Genomic DNA, 16653 nt, shown 5'->3' with positions numbered 1-16653 from the left:
TCAGTTTAGCCACAGTTGGACATGATCTTTTAATTGAACGCGCTGGTGAATGCGCCACTTACCATCATAACTTTCAAGACGTACTTCCCAGGGGCCCGTCAGTGTTGCTGGTACAGTAATACGGTACACATTACTGGCATCGGCCGTTGCAGTGAGTTTGATGTCTCTGTCGGCAAGCGTGGGATGGTAGAACTCGACTTTTAAAGCCGCCTGATACGCAGGACCACCGTGTTGGGTCAGTAACAGATCATTACCGTTTTGTTCGAGTGAAAAATTCATGCCTATTTGTTTGGCATATTTCACTTTGCTTAAATCCATGTTGATGGCTTTGCCTTGTTTATAATAATCTTCGGCAACCAGAGAGTCTGAATTATCAAGGGCTATTTTAAAGGTTGTCAGGCTTGCAATAACGGCACACAAAGGTAGGAAAATTAAGAACCAAGGCCAGAACTGCTTATACCAGGCTTGTTGTTCGTTCATGTCAGTTACCCATTATAGAAATTTGTACTATTTTACCGTTAAACATCGGTTATAGCACTTTAAAAAAAAGGCCTCGAAGTTTCGAGGCCTTAGCGTTACTTATATGTAATTACTTGTTTGACAAGCTATAAACATAAGCGGTGATCACGTGAACTTTCTCTTCGCCGAGAACGTCTTTCCATGCCGGCATCACACCAGCACGACCATGCTTAATGGTTTCTTCGATCACGCCGCGGCTACCGCCATATAACCAAACATCGTCAGTTAAATTAGGAGCACCCATGAACTTATTGCCTTTAGCGTCCATACCATGACACGCAAAACAACCTTTCATGAATGAGCCTTGACCTTGAGCGGCAAGAGTCTCGTCATGCTCACGGCCAGACAGCTTAACAACGTATTCAGCTAAACCTGCAATCTCGCTATCATCAATCGGCAAACCACCTTTAGGCGGCATCATGCCATGACGACCACTCATAATCGTGGTTTTAATCGTGGCTAATTCACCACCATATAACCAGTCACTATCAGTGAGATTAGGGAAGCCTTTGCTACCACGTGCATCAGAGCCATGGCACTGAGCACAGTTTTGCAGGAACAAACGGCCGCCCACTTTCAATGCTTCTGGGTTTTTCACTAATTCTTCTAGTGGAGTTGCCAAGTAAGCCGCGAAGATTGGGCCATATTTTTCATCAGCGTGTTTTACTTCTTGGTCATACTGAACATAACGGCCTTCTTTTGCTGCAAGTTCAATTGCTGCAGCAGAATCGGCTTTAATGCCTTGCTCAGTACCAATACTTTGGTTAGAACTCGTCCAGCCTAATAGGCCTTTGTAGTTACCTAAACCAGGAAATAAAGCGAGATAAATCAAACCAAACACGATAGTGATGTAGAACATATAACTCCACCATTTTGGCAGTGGGTTATTGAGTTCTTCAATACCGTCGAAACTGTGTCCCATCGACTCGCCTTCTTTTACGCCAGTGGTGTTCTTAGAACACGCACGTAGTAATAGAAAACAACCCGCGATCACAACTAACGACAGTACGCTAATCCAAACACTCCAGAAGCTACTCATCACTTATTCTCTCCTGAGTCCTTCGATTCCTTGCTAATTTCCTCATCAGAAAATACAAGGTTAGCTGCTTCTTCAAATGATTTTTGACGACGCGAGCTATATGCCCAAGCAAATACACCGATGAAGGTCAGCATCACAATAATGGTTAAGATGCCTTGTAATGTGCCGTAATCCATATATTGCCTCCTTATTTGAGTGCGTGACCCAAAGACTGAAGATATGCAATCAAGGCTTCCAGTTCTGTCTTACCTGCAACAGCTTTCTGTGCGCCAGCTACTTCTTCATCGGTATAAAGATCATTACCCTTGTAACCGCCTTTATGCATGTTACGTAGAATAGTCATCTTAGCGCCCGTCAGTTCGCCGTCTAACTTGTTTTCGGCTAACCATGGGAACCCAGGCATGTTCGATTGAGGCACTACAGCACGAGGATCCATTAAGTGAACTTCATGCCATTTATCGCTGTAACGACCGCCAACACGTGCCAAATCTGGACCTGTACGCTTAGAACCCCATAGGAATGGATGGTCCCAAACAGACTCACCAGCGACAGAATAATGACCATAACGTTCAGTTTCAGCCCGTAAAGGACGGATCATTTGGCTATGGCAATTACTGCAGCCCTCGCGCACATATAGATCGCGACCTTCAATTTGCAGGGCAGTATAGGGGATTAATCCTTCAACTGGCTCAGTGGTGTCCTTTTGGAAAATCAACGGTGTGATTTCCACAAGGCTACCGAAGCTGATAGCGATAACAGTAAAAATCGCCAGCAAACCGATGTTTTTTTCGACTATCTCATGATTAAATTTCATCGAGTTTGCTCCTTTAAGCCGCTGTGGGTTCAGCCAATGCTGGCAATGAATCTTTAGAGGCTTTCACTGTACGAATCACGTTATATGCCATGATCAGCATACCGGTAAGGAATAAACAACCACCGAGGAAACGCACAAAGTAGAAAGGATAAGAAGCTTCTAGGCTTTCAACAAAGCTATAAGTCAAAGTGCCGTCAGCATTCACTGCGCGCCACATTAAGCCTTGCATAACACCTGAAATCCACATAGATACGATGTAAAGCACAGTACCAATTGTTGCTAACCAGAAATGAACATTGATTAACTTGACGCTGTACATACGACCGTGGCCAAATAGCACAGGGATCAGATGGTACAAAGAACCAATAGACACCATTGCAACCCAGCCTAGCGCGCCTGAGTGAACGTGACCAATAGTCCAATCTGTATAATGTGATAGTGCGTTAACGGTTTTAATTGCCATCATTGGGCCTTCGAAGGTAGACATACCATAGAAAGACAAAGAGACAACTAAGAAACGTAAAATAGGATCGGTACGCAGTTTATGCCAAGCACCAGATAAGGTCATGATACCGTTAATCATACCGCCCCAAGAAGGTGCGAATAGGATTAATGACATCACCATACCTAAAGACTGAGTCCAGTCAGGTAATGCGGTGTAATGTAAATGGTGTGGACCTGCCCAGATATACAGTGCAATCAGTGCCCAAAAGTGAACAATTGATAGACGATAAGAATAAACCGGACGACCCGCTTGCTTAGGTACGAAGTAATACATCATCCCTAAGAAGCCTGCGGTTAATAAGAAACCAACAGCATTGTGACCATACCACCACTGCACCATGGCATCGACAGCGCCACTGTATATAGAGTATGACTTAAACAAGCTAACAGGTACTGCCATTGAGTTAACAATATGAAGTACTGCTACGGTAAGGATAAACCCACCGAAGAACCAGTTTGCCACATAAATATGTGAGGTGGTGCGCTTAACAATCGTGCCAAAGAATACCGTAGCATAAGATATCCAGACGATAGCAATTGCGATATCGATAGGCCACTCTAGTTCTGCGTATTCCTTACTCGATGTGTAGCCTAAAGGTAAGGTGATAATTGCCGAGATAATAATTGCTTGCCAGCCCCAAAACGTAAATGCAGCTAATTTAGGCGCAAATAGTCGGGTTTGACAGGTACGTTGTACGACATAATAGGATGTTGCAAAAAGGGCTGATGTACCGAACGCGAAGATCACCGCAGTTGTATGTAAAGGTCGCAAGCGACTATACGTTAACCAAGGTGTATCAAAGTTCAGCTGAGGCCAGATTAACTGAGCCGCAATTAATACACCGACTGACATACCAACGATACCCCACAAAACTGTGGTTAAGGCAAATTGGCGGACAATGGTGTAATTGTAATCAGCGCCTGTTGGCTGGGAATGGTTCATCATCATGCTTCCACTGCTTATTACTGATACTTTGAGTAAAGACAAGCTTTACCTGTTATAAAACGACATAAAAATCAGTTTCCCCTATTGGGGTTGCTGAGCCATGTCAATGCGTTACCTTGCATATTTTGCTCAAATACGAGGTTTTGCAATGATACTTGAGCTATGTCAAAAAAGATACCTGCTGAGGGGCGTGTAAAGTTGATCTAGATCACTCTACGCCATAGAATGCGTTCATCCTGATTAATCAAGGTGACTCTTTGTGCTAATGTCTTTGCGACTCAATTTATTGCTTTTTTTACTTACCTTCAGTCTTACTGCTTGTAACAAAGAGGCCAAACAAAGCCCTTTAAAAAGTAGTCGTGATGCGTCACTTTGTCAGTTTTCTGCAGGGGACTGTATTAAAAAAGTGGGCGATACTCAGCTTAAATTTAATCTGTCTCCCGTCAGCGCACCGAGTGAAAAACCATTAACATTGACGTTATCTTCGACGTTGCCCATAACGAACGTTAACCTTCGCTTAGAAGGGCGAGACATGTTTATGGGAATAATCCCAGTCAAAATGCAGCAATCTGATGACACGACTTATATAGGGAACTTTGTTTATGGATCATGTAGCAGTGGTTATATGGTTTGGCGCGGCTTTGTCAGTTTTAGCCTCAATGGCCAAGATCATACTGTAATAGTTGATTTTCTAGCAGATGATAATGGGTGAGTGTTAGGTGCTCTGGTGCAAAGTTTATTGGCATAACACCAGCAATATAAGTCATTTTCATCGTGGTGTTAAACGTGGAGGTAGGGGAATAGAGTATCTAATTCAATAGGCTGTCAGTTTATTCTATTTTAAGCCGATGGAGTTAACCATTGAAAATCTGCATTATTTTTAATTAAAAAGAGGCTGCAGAGGCACTTAATCTATTGTTGATAATAATTCTCATTTGTGTATTCTAATAATAGTTAGATAATGAGTGGGAGAAGGGCGATGGCAGACCGAATTAATCTATCAATATCGGCGCATAAACTGGCAAAACTGATCCATGATGGACATCTATGTGCCGCCGATTTTACATGCTTAGATAGCCATTCTAAGCAGCAAGTTTGGCAGTTATGCTTAATTTGCTGTCAAAAAAGAGTGACTTGCCAACAATGTACATTTTCTGCGTGTGCTAAAATCCCGATATCTCTTGATGCCGATAAATAACATTATCGGCATTTGCGTTTAAGTATTATCATACAAGAAATCCTTATAATTCAGATGCAATATGCAACTTCCTCCAGTTATTCCATTATTTGACTCATTTGAATTCATACAAGTTGGCAATAGCATCGTTAACCAATATATCACCCAAATCAGCATGGAAAAGGTGGTGGATGCAGGCTTAGTTATTGAGCATGCCAGTGATTGGTTATTTGAGCAAAAGCACAATGAAAACAACTACAAAGCCTATCGCAGCGAGTTAACGACATTTCTGCATTGGTGTTTTGATGTTGTTTCAATGTCGCCAATAGACGTAACCCGTAAAGATATGAGCCGCTATGTTGATTACTGCCAAACGCCGCCCATAGCACTGATTGGTTATTTTAATGTGCCACAATTCAAATTGGATAAAATGTATGACGAGCGGGTTCCGAACCCGCAATGGCGACCATTTGTTGGAAAAAAATATCTAGGTCAAGCGCAACCTTATGCACTTAGTGATAATGCGTTAAAAACTAAAATGGCCATTTTGTCTTCGTTTTATTCATATCTGACAAGTGAAGAATACTGTGAGCGTAATCCGGCTCAAATCTGGCTTAATCACAGTCGGTTTTCTGCTAGTCGACAGTATCAACGGCAAAGTCATGAAGATGAAAATAGCCTCGCATTTACCGAATTACAGTGGTCGTACGTCATGGCAACCGTAACAGCACTGGCTGAGGAACTTCCTGAATTACATCAACGAAGTTTGTTTCTTATATCATTGATTTACAGTTGCTATTTACGGATTTCAGATGTATCTGCACGCGCGGGTTATTCACCAGTAATGAATCAATTTAAGCATAATCAGCAAACTGGTATTTGGAGCTTTCATATTCCGCTGAGTAAAGGAGGTAAAAAGCGTAACGTGGCCATTTCAAAGGCGTTACTTGAAGCTTTAGTTAAATATCGACAGTTTCTTGGACTAACTAATTATCCTGGGCCCAATGAAAACCATCCTTTATTTGTACGCCACAAAGCCGCTGGGCGTGGTCGAGATGTTGGCATACTCAACGCCAATTTAGGTATTCGTCATGTCCGTGATGAAATTCAAAGCATTATCAATTTGGCAGCCGACCGTATCGAAACTGATGGCTTTACACAGGACGGTGCACAAATGCGTAAACTCACAGCGCATAATATTCGGCACACCGGCATCACACACGATATCAATATTAACCGCAGACCATTATCCCATGTGCAAGCAGATGCCGGACATGAAAGCATTAACACCACATCGCAGTATTTGCATACCAGCCAAGTTGAACGACATGAAAGTGCATTTAACAAACCAATCGACCATTTAAAAGGAATATAGACATATGCATAACTCAAGTACTCATATCAACTAAAGAACAATAGCATCCTGAGCGTGTTATAAGGCAGCAGCATTGATCTCCCAACTGTTTTATTCCTTCCACAGAAAGCTGCGCACAATGTATATTATGTTAAATAGAGGGTGTGAGGAGTAATACGTCATATCTTGTGTGTGGCTTGTCAAACCAAATGACTTTTGTGTCAACTTATGACTGTGGCTTTAAAGTATTAGCAATCAATGCTTTAAACTTAGTTTTACCCTATTAGCTCGCTATTGATGTGCAAATCTATACATCAGAGCGCTTTTTAGGTCTATTTTCACCACCTGACTTTTTTAAATCTTGCGGTATATTTTTATGTGTTTGTATTTGGTTTTATAACTTATACCAGCCGTTGGCTAATTTTCAACTAGCGCTTACATCATGATGTGAAGTAGATATTATCGCTAAAGCCTGAATCTATAGGCCCAATATGCTAAGCCTTTAACTCAATCTCATCGTCAAATCCTTGCTTATAGATTTTCTTCACTCTCTCAAACCACTTATATACTATCTCTCTGGTTTCGTTTGTCGCGATTGCGTTACTTATTCCCGAAATTTGATCCAATTCAAGCATGTTTATTAGCTTGTTCACTTTCACCCCGATTGTAACTCTTTGGGGTTGTTGCATGGTAAATACGCAATATTGTCCTGCAATAATCCGACTGTGATAAATCGCGATACAGTGCTTTTGGGCAATCCCCTCAGTAAAAAGCTCATTATAATTTTCAATAGCTGTAATGTTCTGCTCACTAGGGATAAGCTTTGGATATACCTTATCAGCATCTACAGGTCTAGATGCTACTCTCCTTATGTCATTACGTCGTTCTATCCATTGTTGGTGCAATCTTTCAAGCTCATCAAGTGACGAAAGCTGCCCAATTCTTGTTGCTGGCTCATTAATACCTAACTCTATACCCAGTGCTAAAGTATCGGCTAAACAAGCACGTAAAGGCCCTCTTTCTAGCTTGTTTTTACTTGCTATAGTCATGCCAAATTTGGTACAGGTTAAAAATGGATATTTGTTATCCAAGCTTAAAGCCACATAGTTTATCGTGTTGTAGTGATTGAATATTTTGTATCGACAAGTACGTTTGTCCAACTGCTTTTTTACGTGTTTCAGCTCTAAATCTCGTTCAAACTTAAGTGTTAGCTTGTCGATAAATTTAAGTGTGGCTTTCGCGTTGTCGTATCCGAGTTCATTCAGAATGTCGCGCTGTCCTAGATGACTTAATGCTAATGCCTTTTCGTTATCGATTGGATACTGCTCGCAAATAAGCACTAACAATAACGGCCGCATTAATAACAATTGCGCTGCTTGCTCACTATTTGCAGCAAGCCATAAAAGCTGATACTGATGTTCAGGAAAGGCGTCCGTGATTGAAATATATTGCTCGGGAATTTGCGCCAACCATTCATCACCCGATTCAAACTGAGTGATGAAGTTAAGCCCTAACCCTAGCCCACCTTCTAATAATTCTTTGGACTTAGTGCCAAATACCCTATAAGCACATAGCTTTTGATGCCAGCTGTGTAGCTCTATGTCATAGTCAAAACCAAGGTTAGTAGTTTGTATTGTCAGTTGTAAATCCATGTTTCCCCCTGTTTTATTGTGAATAATGTATCTTATTTACGCTAGAAGCACAGTGTTAAATAAACCATATTGCGGCTCAATAAATTACGCTTGATTTTACTGTGACTTGTCACGCTTGGTTCATATAACAGGATGCTTAGGGGACGAGCGATAAATTGTTTAAAGTGCGGCAATACGCAAGATTGATGTCAGCTAGCTTGGTCTAGCCAACACTTACTAAAGGTTTGTCGATTTAGATCATTAACTAATTTTGAGTGGCGATTTTGGGGTCACACTGTCAATTAAATCTAATCTATCTGCCCTTCTATGTTTGGTTCGGTTTCTAAAAAAGCATAATACTCAGGTGCTGCATATAACTACATATTCAAACAAACTTTTCGAGTTTTTATTTTCTATAATTTCACGCCAGAAAAATACAAGTTAACTTTTTGTTTTATATTGTTTAATCTATTTTTTACCATAATGAAAATAGTTTTAAATATAAGTTAACATAAAATTAACTATTGCTATTTATGTGAATTAAGTGCATAAAAAGACGCTTTTAGGCGTTTAGTGGGTTAGCGTCTTCACACAGGTTAGTCGATTTTTTTCATGAATCTTACTGTTTTTGTGCAGACAAACTAAACATGTAACGCTTAGGTTGATATAGGGCATGGCCATTTGCTGGCATAAAGCCGATGTAATTTACTGTAGGAGTTATTGATGAGTCATTCCCTTTCTAAAGAGAGTTTTATCGCCCAAGTGGCCAAGCGCAACCCGAATCAGCCAGAGTTCATTCAAGCTGTAAGTGAAGTCATAGCCTCCATCTGGCCATTTTTGGCGCAAAATCCCGATTATCTACAATATGGACTTTTAGAGCGTTTAATAGAGCCAGAGCGACTTGTCCAGTTTAGGGTAAGTTGGGTTAATGACCTAGGCCAGGTACAAGTAAACCGTGGTTATCGTATCCAACACAGTTCAGCTATCGGCCCCTGCAAAGGCGGCATGCGCTTTCACCCTTCGGTAGATCTCTCTGTACTCAAATTTCTCGCCTTCGAACAAACCTTTAAAAATGCCTTAACGACGCTGCCAATGGGCGGAGGTAAAGGTGGTAGTGATTTTAATCCTAAGGGCAAGAGTGAGGGGGAAGTGATGCGCTTTTGCCAAGCGCTGATGTTGGAACTCTATCGCCATTTGGGTGCTAATACTGATGTGCCGGCTGGCGATATCGGTGTCGGCGGACGCGAGGTCGGCTATATGGCAGGGATGATGAAAAAGCTGACCCACAGCGCCGAATGTGTATTCACAGGAAAGGGACTTTCTTTTGGCGGCAGCTTGATTCGTCCAGAGGCGACGGGTTATGGCCTACTCTATTTTGTTGAGGCTATGTTGGCTAACCAGTCTCAGACACTGGCAGGCATGGCGGTCTCAGTATCTGGATCTGGTAATGTGGCGCAATATGCTATTGAGAAAGCGATGGAGTTGGGTGCTCGTGTCATCACCGCATCAGATTCAGATGGTACTGTCTACGATCCGTCTGGCTTTACTCCTGAGAAGTTGGCTAGATTTATGGAATTGAAAAATGAGCAGCGTAAGCGTGTGGCAGATTATGCCTATGAGATGGGGCTCGAGTACTTTATTAATCGCACGCCTTGGCATCTGCCAACTCAAGTCGCACTGCCTTGTGCCACTCAAAACGAATTGTTAGAAGAAGATGCCGCCGTACTCATCGCTAATGGCGTGATAATGGTTGCTGAAGGAGCAAATATGCCTAGCAGCGCCGAGGCCATAAAAGCCTTCCACGCTGCTAAGGTATTATTTGCACCCGGTAAAGCGGCCAATGCAGGTGGCGTGGCAACTTCTGGACTAGAAATGAGTCAGAATGCTCAACGCCTCTCTTGGAGCCGAGAAAAAGTAGATGCTCGCCTAAAGAAAATAATGCAAAGTATTCACGCGACTTGTGTGAATTACGGCATGGACGAAGAAGGTCATGTGAACTATGAGGATGGAGCGAATATCGCCGGTTTCGTTAAAGTGGCTGATGCCATGTTGGCACAGGGTGTTTACTAACACTAATCATCCTTGATGAGTCGCGGTCTAACGCATCATTTCCAATAAAGGCGGGGTGCTATCTGCAGCGTTAACTCACTGAATAATAAAATGCCCGTAACAATAAAGTTACGGGCTGTCACTATTGAGTGCTTCCCTGTGAGTAACTAATTTCAGTAACTAAATTTGAGTAACTATTACTGAATATCTCAAGCTTTCTCCGCTAAGACGCTTGTGTGCAATGAAACTCCATCGTTACTTAGGCAAAGAAATCTTAGTGATTTTTATCGCTTAGGCGTTCAACGTTTTTATTGCTGGAATAAATAAAATATAAAGCAATGCCTAGGCAGATAATCGCGCTCAATCGATACATTGAAAACGGGATTGCGTTATTGCCTAACCAGCCAAAGTTATCTATTAACATGCTCATGGTCAGTTGCCCAAAGATGACTGCAACTGTGGCTACTGCTGTACCGATACGTTGCACCGCAATCACCATAATGACAATGTAAGGGACACCACACAGCGCACCCAACAATTGCCATTTAGGCACATCTAGCAAGGTGACTGCATATTTGGGTTCAAAAAAGAAAATGAGTAAAGCCGTGATAAGCGCTCCTACTGAAAAGGTAAGAAAAGCCGTTTTCAGAACCCCCAGTTTACTGCCAAGTTGTCCGTTTATTGCAGCTTGGACACTCAACATTGCCCCACCAAAAATCGCTAGTAAAATCATTAAAATAGTCATCAATCTAACCTTAAACTTGTGCCACCATTGCCAATGCAGCAATGATAAAAATGAGGGCAATAATACGTCTATTATCAATTTTTCTGTGTGTTGTACCCAGTAGCCCGTAGTGATCGATAATCAGGCTTTTAAAGATTTGTCCAACCAAAATACCAATCATGGTGAGCGCAATACCGATGTTCGGGGCTGCAACTGTAATAATGACAACATAGATAGGGCCTAATACTCCGCCGAGAAGTTGCCAAGATGGTTGAGAAAAAAAGGATGGGCTATTACGAGGGCTGAAAAATAGCATAAGAAGAAAGGTTAACGCTGCGCCTACGCCGAATATGCTAAATGTGGCCCATAGATCGCCGACTTGAGTGCCAAGAGGGCCGAGTAATCCGGCTTCAACAGAAAGTCCCATTCCACCAATAATTACGGTTAATATTAAAAAAAGCTGCATAGCAAGTGGTCTCCATTTTTGATAAAAAGCAGGCTACTATGTTAGATAGCTAAGATAAATGTCACAATCAACTAAACACCTTTGCATAAAGTGCATCAATGAACGGTTTAGGAACGATTAATCTACGGGCTTTACTCATTTTTATTCAAGTCTATGAGACCCAAAACTTTTCATTAGTGGCCCGTAGAGAAGGTATATCGGCCTCACAGATATCTCGCGTGATTCAGAACCTTGAAGATGCGCTGGGACAGCAACTGTTTTATCGCAATACTCGCGCGATTATTCCCACCGAAAGTGGGCATCTATTGATTAAACATGCGCGGGTGATAGCCGCCAATCTAGAGGATGCGCGCCGAGAATTAAGTGAACGCCAGCAAGAACCTGCTGGACTGATACGAATTAATGCACCGGTGTTTTTTGGTCAAAGGCATATTGCTCCAGCCTTAGCTAATCTGACACAGAAATATCCCCACTTAGAAATAGATCTAACACTGACTGATGATTTTATTGATCCGCTTAAGGACGCAGCTGATGTTATTTTTCGTATTGGTGCCTTGATTGACTCATCGTTTCGCGCTCGTATTTTTGGAAAGCAGCACTATCATCTCGCAGCATCACCATCGTATATTCAAAAACATGGAATACTTACCAGCCCAGAAGAGTTAAACACTCATAAATGTCTGGTTTATAGTGGGACATCAGGCCCTAATCGTTGGTTTATTAAACAAGCTGCTGGAGAGTGGATCCATTATCCGGTGTCGCCCCTGCTCCGCTCAAACAGCGCTGAATCATTATTAACTGCGGCTCTAAATGGGATGGGGATTGTATTGTTTCCCGACTGGCTGCTTGGTGACAAAATTCAAAATGGTGAACTTATTGACCTGTTACCTAACGCTGATGTGTCAATTAAGGCTGAGTCTCAGTATATTGCGGCAATTTATCCAGGGACCCGTCATCCATCGCTGAATACGAAAGCGATTATTGACCACTACATTGAAGTATTTGGCTCCCCACTGTATTGGCAGCAAATGTAGGCGCATGATGGTTAAAAAACGTGTAGCCGGATTAACTTGCAACCCGGCTACAACCTCAAAGCCTAAATTCCTACTGCTCCCCAAACCATTTCACCCTTATGGAACCTGGCGGTACGAGGTGAAATACGCGCGACAGCTTCTGCAGAACATGAGGCATCCACTAACACAAAGCTGGCTTCATCCTGCACTTTTGGCCAAACGCGCTCGCCTTTATCGTTGAGCGGTAACGTGTTGCCAGTAGCTATTCCCAACGAGCGAGAGAGCGTTAACTCATTGGCACGAACGTAGAGCTGCGCATAGAGATTGGCTTTTTCCAGCATGTCGCCTAAGCCGTACGGCGACCAGTGATCAATCACGCTGTCGGTGCCAGTCATCACGAATACACCTTTCTCCTGTAACTGCTTGAGCGGCATATGCATCTTGCCAATCGGCACCGTAGAAGCGATGGTAATGGCCTAATCTAACATAGGTGGTTGGGGGCAGCAGGTTAACGAGACATTCTGTAGAATTACTAAAACTTGGTCATGAGTGGCCAATTGAATTTAGCCACTGCTTCATATACTAAATGCCATAATAATGCAGATGTTAGCTTGTCAATCATACTAGATAAGTCTGATTCACTGGCACTATTTTAGGTTTAGGGGGAATCGTCGGTTCCGTAATCAATTGACAGTAAAAGATTATATATTCGGCCATGCGATTTTCATTACCTTGATAAAAGCAGGTCTAATGCGAATATCGGCTAAACAGCGTTTCACATGCGGCAAATAGTCAACCGTTCTGCCACCAAACAGTGGCAGAGTTGTCAGCGCAAATACTGACATAATACCGGCGTAGAAGCGGGTTCATGTGCACGCTCAGACTCTTCTAAGGTGATACCTTGTTCCAGGGCTTCGTGTTTTTCCTTACAGTTGTAAAGCAGACTGGTGCTAATCCAAGGGCAACGCTATAACCTTGTCTAGCACCATCAGGATGGCTTCATCTTTAAATGCCTGCGGATAACTCTTATGTGATTTTTTCAGACTCATATAGACCTCTTAATTTATTGACCATACTGTCTCAAAATTAAGTGTCCGATGGGATTAGACCAGAACATGCAAGGCTGGATCAGTTACTTTGGCATCGCTAACGCTTATCAAGGGTGTGTCGATTTAGACCATTGGATCCGTCGTCGTGTGCGTATGTGTTACTGGCGTCAGTGGTGAAAGCCCCGGACTAAGGTACAAAACTTACTTAAACGTGGCGTCAGGATCCAAGCAGCAGTTGCTTGTGGGATCACAAGTAGAGGCCCATGGCGGAGCTCGAAAACACCAGGAATACAGCAAGCGCTGAGTAACGAGTATCTAAAGAAAGCAGGATTGTATTCACTGAGAGATGGATGGATCGCAGTTCATTACCCTAACCCAAAAGTGAGTTAGGTGTTCTAAATGAACCATCCTGTGCGGAGCCGCATGCAGGGTGGTGTGGGGGCTGGAGGCTAGATATCTCCGGCTACCCGATTATAGCTTTTTAATTTCGCAGAAAGAGGAAGCTAATTCTTGAAGTTCGCCAGTTTCGTGCTGCCACAAAAACACAGCATTCAAATATATTTCTGACTCTTTTAAAAGCACCATTTGGTCTCCAGATCCATTTCCTGCTATTGCCAAAGCATTTTTTGGAAAATTACCAAAATTTTTACAGGACTCAGTTTCATAAAGAATGTGGTTGCATGTGCGTGAAAGACGCTTTTTATCTGAGTTGTCTTTGACTGGATAAAATTCCCACTCGTTCTCTTCAGTTAAAGCTTCGTCACCGTTATTTAGTTTCATTGCCTCACGATACTCGTAAGGCAAAATTGCGCCAAGCTCCTTTTCTGATTTGGCTAGTTGTTCTTCAGATAAGTTAAATGGCACTTTCTCTCCTTTGCTATAACGTCTTAGTATTTATGCACTGCGCTGTTTGCAGGGCATAAATCGGTTGTTGGACTTGGCCGCTGCCACATCCGTCTAAATTGGTATGAATAATGCTATAGGAATTTGCTTTTTTTCGGTAGCTATTTTTTATACAGTTTGGAGGGTAATCACTTGATATCGTTTTAGCTTTCTCATTATTTTACGCTCACTTTCGACTGATTGTTGACCTTGGTTGACAGCATTTTTGCCCCACATTCACTATGCCCACACTGGTGTACTGCATCAATCGGCTCCATTTAAAGAACTGTGACACGGCAGCGAGATAGTCTTTGTTACTCTTGTGGCTTCTGCCCTCCTCTAGCAAGCAATCCTTGTATTCCATTGCCTCTGCGCTGGTTATGTCGAATACATCCTCTAAGTGGGTTCGCTCAATAAAATGGCTAATACGTTGATTAAGCTGCTTTACTGTTAGGGCTGAGATGGACTGCTTCTGCTTGGAGGTAATAAACTTAGTCAGTGCATCCTGTAAGGTAATATTACCCACTGATTTAGTTTGGTTTTTACTACCAGGATTATTTGATAATGCCAACGTTGTTTGTGGGGATGGATTGTCATCTGCCGAAGTAAATTGGGTCGGCCGTATGGGAATAAACGCAGTCACTTCTCGAACTGGCTTAGCCTTGTCATCCAGCATATCCGTAACCCCAACAAAGCCTGCTCGGGCATCATTAATCAATTGATTAACGTGTACTTTAAACGCATCAGGCATTGATTGTGGGGTTAAGCTACTGATTAATGGTCGTAAGATACCCGCCATAATAAGATTGCGACCTATGGCGATTGAGCGCTGCTTAGTCAGTAAGGATATTTTGATGTCGGCAGAAAAGCCTTTATCACTCAGATAAACAGGCAACACCATGCGAGTGTAATAGGTACAATTTGTGGCACGAAATAAGTACATATGTCTCAGTCATCCATTTTGGGTCTGAGAATAGGATTTTTCAAATGCCAGAAAGCAAAAAAGCCATTGATTATCAATGGCTTTTTCACTTTAGAATATGGCGGAGGAGTAGGGATTTGAACCCTAGGTGGGCTATAAACCCACGCCGGTTTTCAAGACCGGTGCATTAAACCACTCTGCCACCCCTCCGAACGAGACGCATAATATAAGCTAGCCCCTTTGCTGTAAAGCACTAACTCAACATTATGCATCAAGTGTTGATATTACACTCAATCTGCTGGATTTTGTTCCACACTTGACGTGACACCTACACGAGCAGTATCAGGTTTGGTAAAGTGTTTAGCAAAATCGCCCCACTCTTGCTGACTCTTAAGAATGTAGCCAGCTATGACTAAAATCCCGCAGCCTAAAATTCCCCAACCAATTGCAACCTCACCAACGCTTGCCCATACAGCCACTAAACTAGAGGCACCAAAGGCAATACTGATCTGCAAGAAGTTCTGTAATCCTGCTGCTTTGGCGGCGTTCTGGCTAAATTGCTGCAGTGCGCTGTTAACCACGATAGGGTAAATTGCACCATTAGCTGCGGCTAAAATAGAGAACGATATTAACAGTGGGAAAATAGTGCTTTCAGGGAATACAAGCGTAAACAATACGATAGAAACAACACAGGCGCCAAATACCGATAGCAAAATATTTAGCGTTTGATTAGCTCCAATACGTTTTATCAGCAACTTACTCGCATAACCGCCAACTATAAACATTATCGTTTGCGGAATGAAGCTTAAACCGATTTCTTTTGCCAGATAACCATGCTGTTCCATAACAATCGGCCAAACAGTTAAATAGGCAAAGAATGCACCCGAACAGGCACCAAAAATCACAACGTTGCCTAAATAACGGGTATTTTTCAAAATATGACCATACGATACAGCTGCATGCTCGCTATGTTGATGTTGACTCTTACCAGGAACAAAATATAAGGTCATTAAAAGTAATAAAAACGCGATAATACACAATGATATAAAGATTGCGCGCCAACCTAGCTCACTCAGAATATAAGCGCCAAGAATCGGTGCGAGTGCCGGAGATAACGCAACCAGTGGCATAATGTTGCTGAAAACACTTTGAGCTTTATCAGTATCATATTTTTCAACGACAATGGCTTGCCAAATAACCCCTGCACTACAAGCACCAATAGCTTGGAAGAAGCGCGCAGTATTGAGCATTAAAATAGAGTCACTGTTGGCAATAAACACACTGGCAATGACAAATACCACTAAGCCAAAGATGAGCGCCCAACGTTTGCCTATTTTGTTGACTAAAGGCCCATAGAGTAGCTGTCCCAGCGCAAGACCAGCAAGGAAACATGTCAATGACATAGCAACCTGTGATGGCGTGCTATTAAATGAACCTTCAATTGCTTTGAACGCTGGAAGATACATGTCGGTGGCAATGAAACCAAGCATACTCAACATGGCTAAATAGAACAGAAATACAAAGAATTTGATGTTTGCAAAGGTGTTACTAGACGTTTTCATAA

General features: G+C 42.4%; 17 protein-coding genes, 1 tRNA gene and 2 pseudogenes. 6 read left to right on the top strand and 14 right to left on the bottom strand.

Annotated features, from left to right (window positions below):
• The 5 genes from C9I43_RS07150 to ccoN form a co-directional block, all read right to left on the bottom strand.
• A complete protein-coding gene (locus C9I43_RS07150; RefSeq protein ID WP_076501481.1) occupies positions 1–480 on the bottom strand; it encodes a FixH family protein in 480 nt (159 codons plus the stop codon).
• Between the two features lie 109 nt (positions 481–589).
• Positions 590–1558, bottom strand: coding sequence for a cytochrome-c oxidase, cbb3-type subunit III (ccoP, locus tag C9I43_RS07145; protein WP_076501480.1), 969 nt, complete (start codon positions 1556–1558; stop codon positions 590–592).
• The gene (locus tag C9I43_RS07140; protein ID WP_076501478.1) at positions 1558–1734 is read right to left on the bottom strand and encodes a cbb3-type cytochrome oxidase subunit 3; all 177 of its coding nucleotides are present in this window, start codon (positions 1732–1734) and stop codon (positions 1558–1560) included. Before C9I43_RS07140 ends, ccoP begins: the two co-directional genes overlap by 1 nt.
• A gap of 11 nt (positions 1735–1745) precedes the next feature.
• On the bottom strand, positions 1746–2372 hold the full coding sequence (gene ccoO, locus C9I43_RS07135; protein ID WP_076501475.1) for a cytochrome-c oxidase, cbb3-type subunit II: 627 nt from the start codon (positions 2370–2372) through the stop codon (positions 1746–1748).
• 13 nt (positions 2373–2385) lie between these two features.
• Entirely contained in the window at positions 2386–3822 is a 1437-nt protein-coding gene (ccoN, locus tag C9I43_RS07130) for a cytochrome-c oxidase, cbb3-type subunit I (RefSeq protein ID WP_076501473.1), read from the bottom strand.
• Positions 3823–4087: 265 nt separating this feature from the next.
• Here ccoN and C9I43_RS07125 point away from each other — a divergent pair, with 265 nt between their 5' ends.
• The 3 genes from C9I43_RS07125 to C9I43_RS07115 all read left to right on the top strand — a co-directional run bounded on the left by C9I43_RS07125 (position 4088) and on the right by C9I43_RS07115 (position 6374).
• A complete protein-coding gene (locus C9I43_RS07125; RefSeq protein ID WP_076501471.1) occupies positions 4088–4534 on the top strand; it encodes a hypothetical protein in 447 nt (148 codons plus the stop codon).
• A 267-nt stretch (positions 4535–4801) separates the two neighbouring features.
• On the top strand, positions 4802–5020 hold the full coding sequence (locus C9I43_RS19045; protein ID WP_076501468.1) for a hypothetical protein: 219 nt from the start codon (positions 4802–4804) through the stop codon (positions 5018–5020).
• A 61-nt stretch (positions 5021–5081) separates the two neighbouring features.
• Complete coding sequence (locus C9I43_RS07115) at positions 5082–6374, top strand: tyrosine-type recombinase/integrase (RefSeq protein ID WP_107882937.1); 1293 nt, start codon at positions 5082–5084, stop codon at positions 6372–6374.
• Between the two features lie 473 nt (positions 6375–6847).
• On the opposite strand, the gene C9I43_RS07110 is transcribed toward C9I43_RS07115, so the two are convergent.
• Positions 6848–8005, bottom strand: a complete 1158-nt coding sequence (locus C9I43_RS07110) for a PcfJ domain-containing protein (protein WP_107882935.1) — start codon at positions 8003–8005, stop codon at positions 6848–6850.
• 702 nt (positions 8006–8707) lie between these two features.
• Between C9I43_RS07110 and gdhA the strand changes: the two genes are divergently transcribed.
• Positions 8708–10054, top strand: coding sequence for an NADP-specific glutamate dehydrogenase (gdhA, locus tag C9I43_RS07105; RefSeq protein WP_107882933.1), 1347 nt, complete (start codon positions 8708–8710; stop codon positions 10052–10054).
• Between the two features lie 253 nt (positions 10055–10307).
• Here gdhA and C9I43_RS07100 read toward each other — a convergent pair whose 3' ends face one another.
• On the bottom strand, positions 10308–10778 hold the full coding sequence (locus tag C9I43_RS07100) for a DMT family transporter (protein WP_107882931.1): 471 nt from the start codon (positions 10776–10778) through the stop codon (positions 10308–10310).
• A gap of 10 nt (positions 10779–10788) precedes the next feature.
• Positions 10789–11223, bottom strand: coding sequence for a DMT family transporter (locus C9I43_RS07095; protein WP_107882929.1), 435 nt, complete (start codon positions 11221–11223; stop codon positions 10789–10791).
• Positions 11224–11321: 98 nt separating this feature from the next.
• Here C9I43_RS07095 and C9I43_RS07090 point away from each other — a divergent pair, with 98 nt between their 5' ends.
• Positions 11322–12257: a LysR family transcriptional regulator gene (locus C9I43_RS07090; protein ID WP_107882927.1), complete on the top strand. Its 936-nt coding sequence runs from the start codon at positions 11322–11324 to the stop codon at positions 12255–12257.
• A 62-nt stretch (positions 12258–12319) separates the two neighbouring features.
• Here C9I43_RS07090 and C9I43_RS07085 read toward each other — a convergent pair whose 3' ends face one another.
• Together C9I43_RS07085 and C9I43_RS07075 are read right to left on the bottom strand one after the other, a co-directional pair.
• Positions 12320–12634 carry an amidohydrolase family protein gene (locus C9I43_RS07085; protein ID WP_219907236.1) on the bottom strand — a complete coding sequence of 105 codons (315 nt, stop codon included), beginning with the start codon at positions 12632–12634 and terminating at the stop codon, positions 12320–12322.
• Positions 12635–13110: 476 nt separating this feature from the next.
• Positions 13111–13285, bottom strand: a pseudogene (locus C9I43_RS07075) (transposase); the annotation flags it as partial.
• Positions 13286–13345: 60 nt separating this feature from the next.
• Between C9I43_RS07075 and C9I43_RS07070 the strand changes: the two are divergent.
• Positions 13346–13675 (top strand): annotated as a pseudogene (locus tag C9I43_RS07070) (group II intron maturase-specific domain-containing protein); the annotation flags it as partial.
• An 81-nt stretch (positions 13676–13756) separates the two neighbouring features.
• Here C9I43_RS07070 and C9I43_RS07065 read toward each other — a convergent pair.
• The 4 genes from C9I43_RS07065 to punC form a co-directional block, all read right to left on the bottom strand.
• Positions 13757–14149 (bottom strand): SMI1/KNR4 family protein, encoded by a 393-nt coding sequence (locus C9I43_RS07065; protein WP_107882925.1) that lies wholly within the window; start codon positions 14147–14149, stop codon positions 13757–13759.
• 205 nt (positions 14150–14354) lie between these two features.
• A complete protein-coding gene (locus C9I43_RS07060) occupies positions 14355–15110 on the bottom strand; it encodes a site-specific integrase (protein ID WP_107882923.1) in 756 nt (251 codons plus the stop codon).
• 98 nt (positions 15111–15208) lie between these two features.
• A tRNA-Ser gene (locus tag C9I43_RS07055) sits at positions 15209–15299 on the bottom strand.
• An 80-nt stretch (positions 15300–15379) separates the two neighbouring features.
• Positions 15380–16651 (bottom strand): purine nucleoside transporter PunC, encoded by a 1272-nt coding sequence (gene punC / locus C9I43_RS07050; protein WP_107882921.1) that lies wholly within the window; start codon positions 16649–16651, stop codon positions 15380–15382.
• Positions 16652–16653: the final 2 nt, after the last annotated feature.

Source organism: Shewanella morhuae, from assembly GCF_003028295.1.
In the GTDB taxonomy this organism is placed as follows: Bacteria; Pseudomonadota; Gammaproteobacteria; order Enterobacterales; family Shewanellaceae; genus Shewanella; species Shewanella morhuae.
Note: the sequence above shows the minus strand (reverse complement) of the source record. Positions and strands in the feature narration are given on the sequence as shown.

Coding starts and splice junctions, on each gene's coding strand:
- C9I43_RS07150 (WP_076501481.1), bottom strand. CDS start 480: ATGAACGAACAACAAGCCTGGTATAAGCAGTTCTGGCCTTGGTTCTTA.
- ccoP (WP_076501480.1), bottom strand. CDS start 1,558: ATGAGTAGCTTCTGGAGTGTTTGGATTAGCGTACTGTCGTTAGTTGTG.
- C9I43_RS07140 (WP_076501478.1), bottom strand. CDS start 1,734: ATGGATTACGGCACATTACAAGGCATCTTAACCATTATTGTGATGCTG.
- ccoO (WP_076501475.1), bottom strand. CDS start 2,372: ATGAAATTTAATCATGAGATAGTCGAAAAAAACATCGGTTTGCTGGCG.
- ccoN (WP_076501473.1), bottom strand. CDS start 3,822: ATGATGAACCATTCCCAGCCAACAGGCGCTGATTACAATTACACCATT.
- C9I43_RS07125 (WP_076501471.1), top strand. CDS start 4,088: ATGTCTTTGCGACTCAATTTATTGCTTTTTTTACTTACCTTCAGTCTT.
- C9I43_RS19045 (WP_076501468.1), top strand. CDS start 4,802: ATGGCAGACCGAATTAATCTATCAATATCGGCGCATAAACTGGCAAAA.
- C9I43_RS07115 (WP_107882937.1), top strand. CDS start 5,082: ATGCAACTTCCTCCAGTTATTCCATTATTTGACTCATTTGAATTCATA.
- C9I43_RS07110 (WP_107882935.1), bottom strand. CDS start 8,005: ATGGATTTACAACTGACAATACAAACTACTAACCTTGGTTTTGACTAT.
- gdhA (WP_107882933.1), top strand. CDS start 8,708: ATGAGTCATTCCCTTTCTAAAGAGAGTTTTATCGCCCAAGTGGCCAAG.
- C9I43_RS07100 (WP_107882931.1), bottom strand. CDS start 10,778: ATGACTATTTTAATGATTTTACTAGCGATTTTTGGTGGGGCAATGTTG.
- C9I43_RS07095 (WP_107882929.1), bottom strand. CDS start 11,223: ATGCAGCTTTTTTTAATATTAACCGTAATTATTGGTGGAATGGGACTT.
- C9I43_RS07090 (WP_107882927.1), top strand. CDS start 11,322: ATGAACGGTTTAGGAACGATTAATCTACGGGCTTTACTCATTTTTATT.
- C9I43_RS07060 (WP_107882923.1), bottom strand. CDS start 15,110: ATGTACTTATTTCGTGCCACAAATTGTACCTATTACACTCGCATGGTG.
- punC (WP_107882921.1), bottom strand. CDS start 16,651: ATGAAAACGTCTAGTAACACCTTTGCAAACATCAAATTCTTTGTATTT.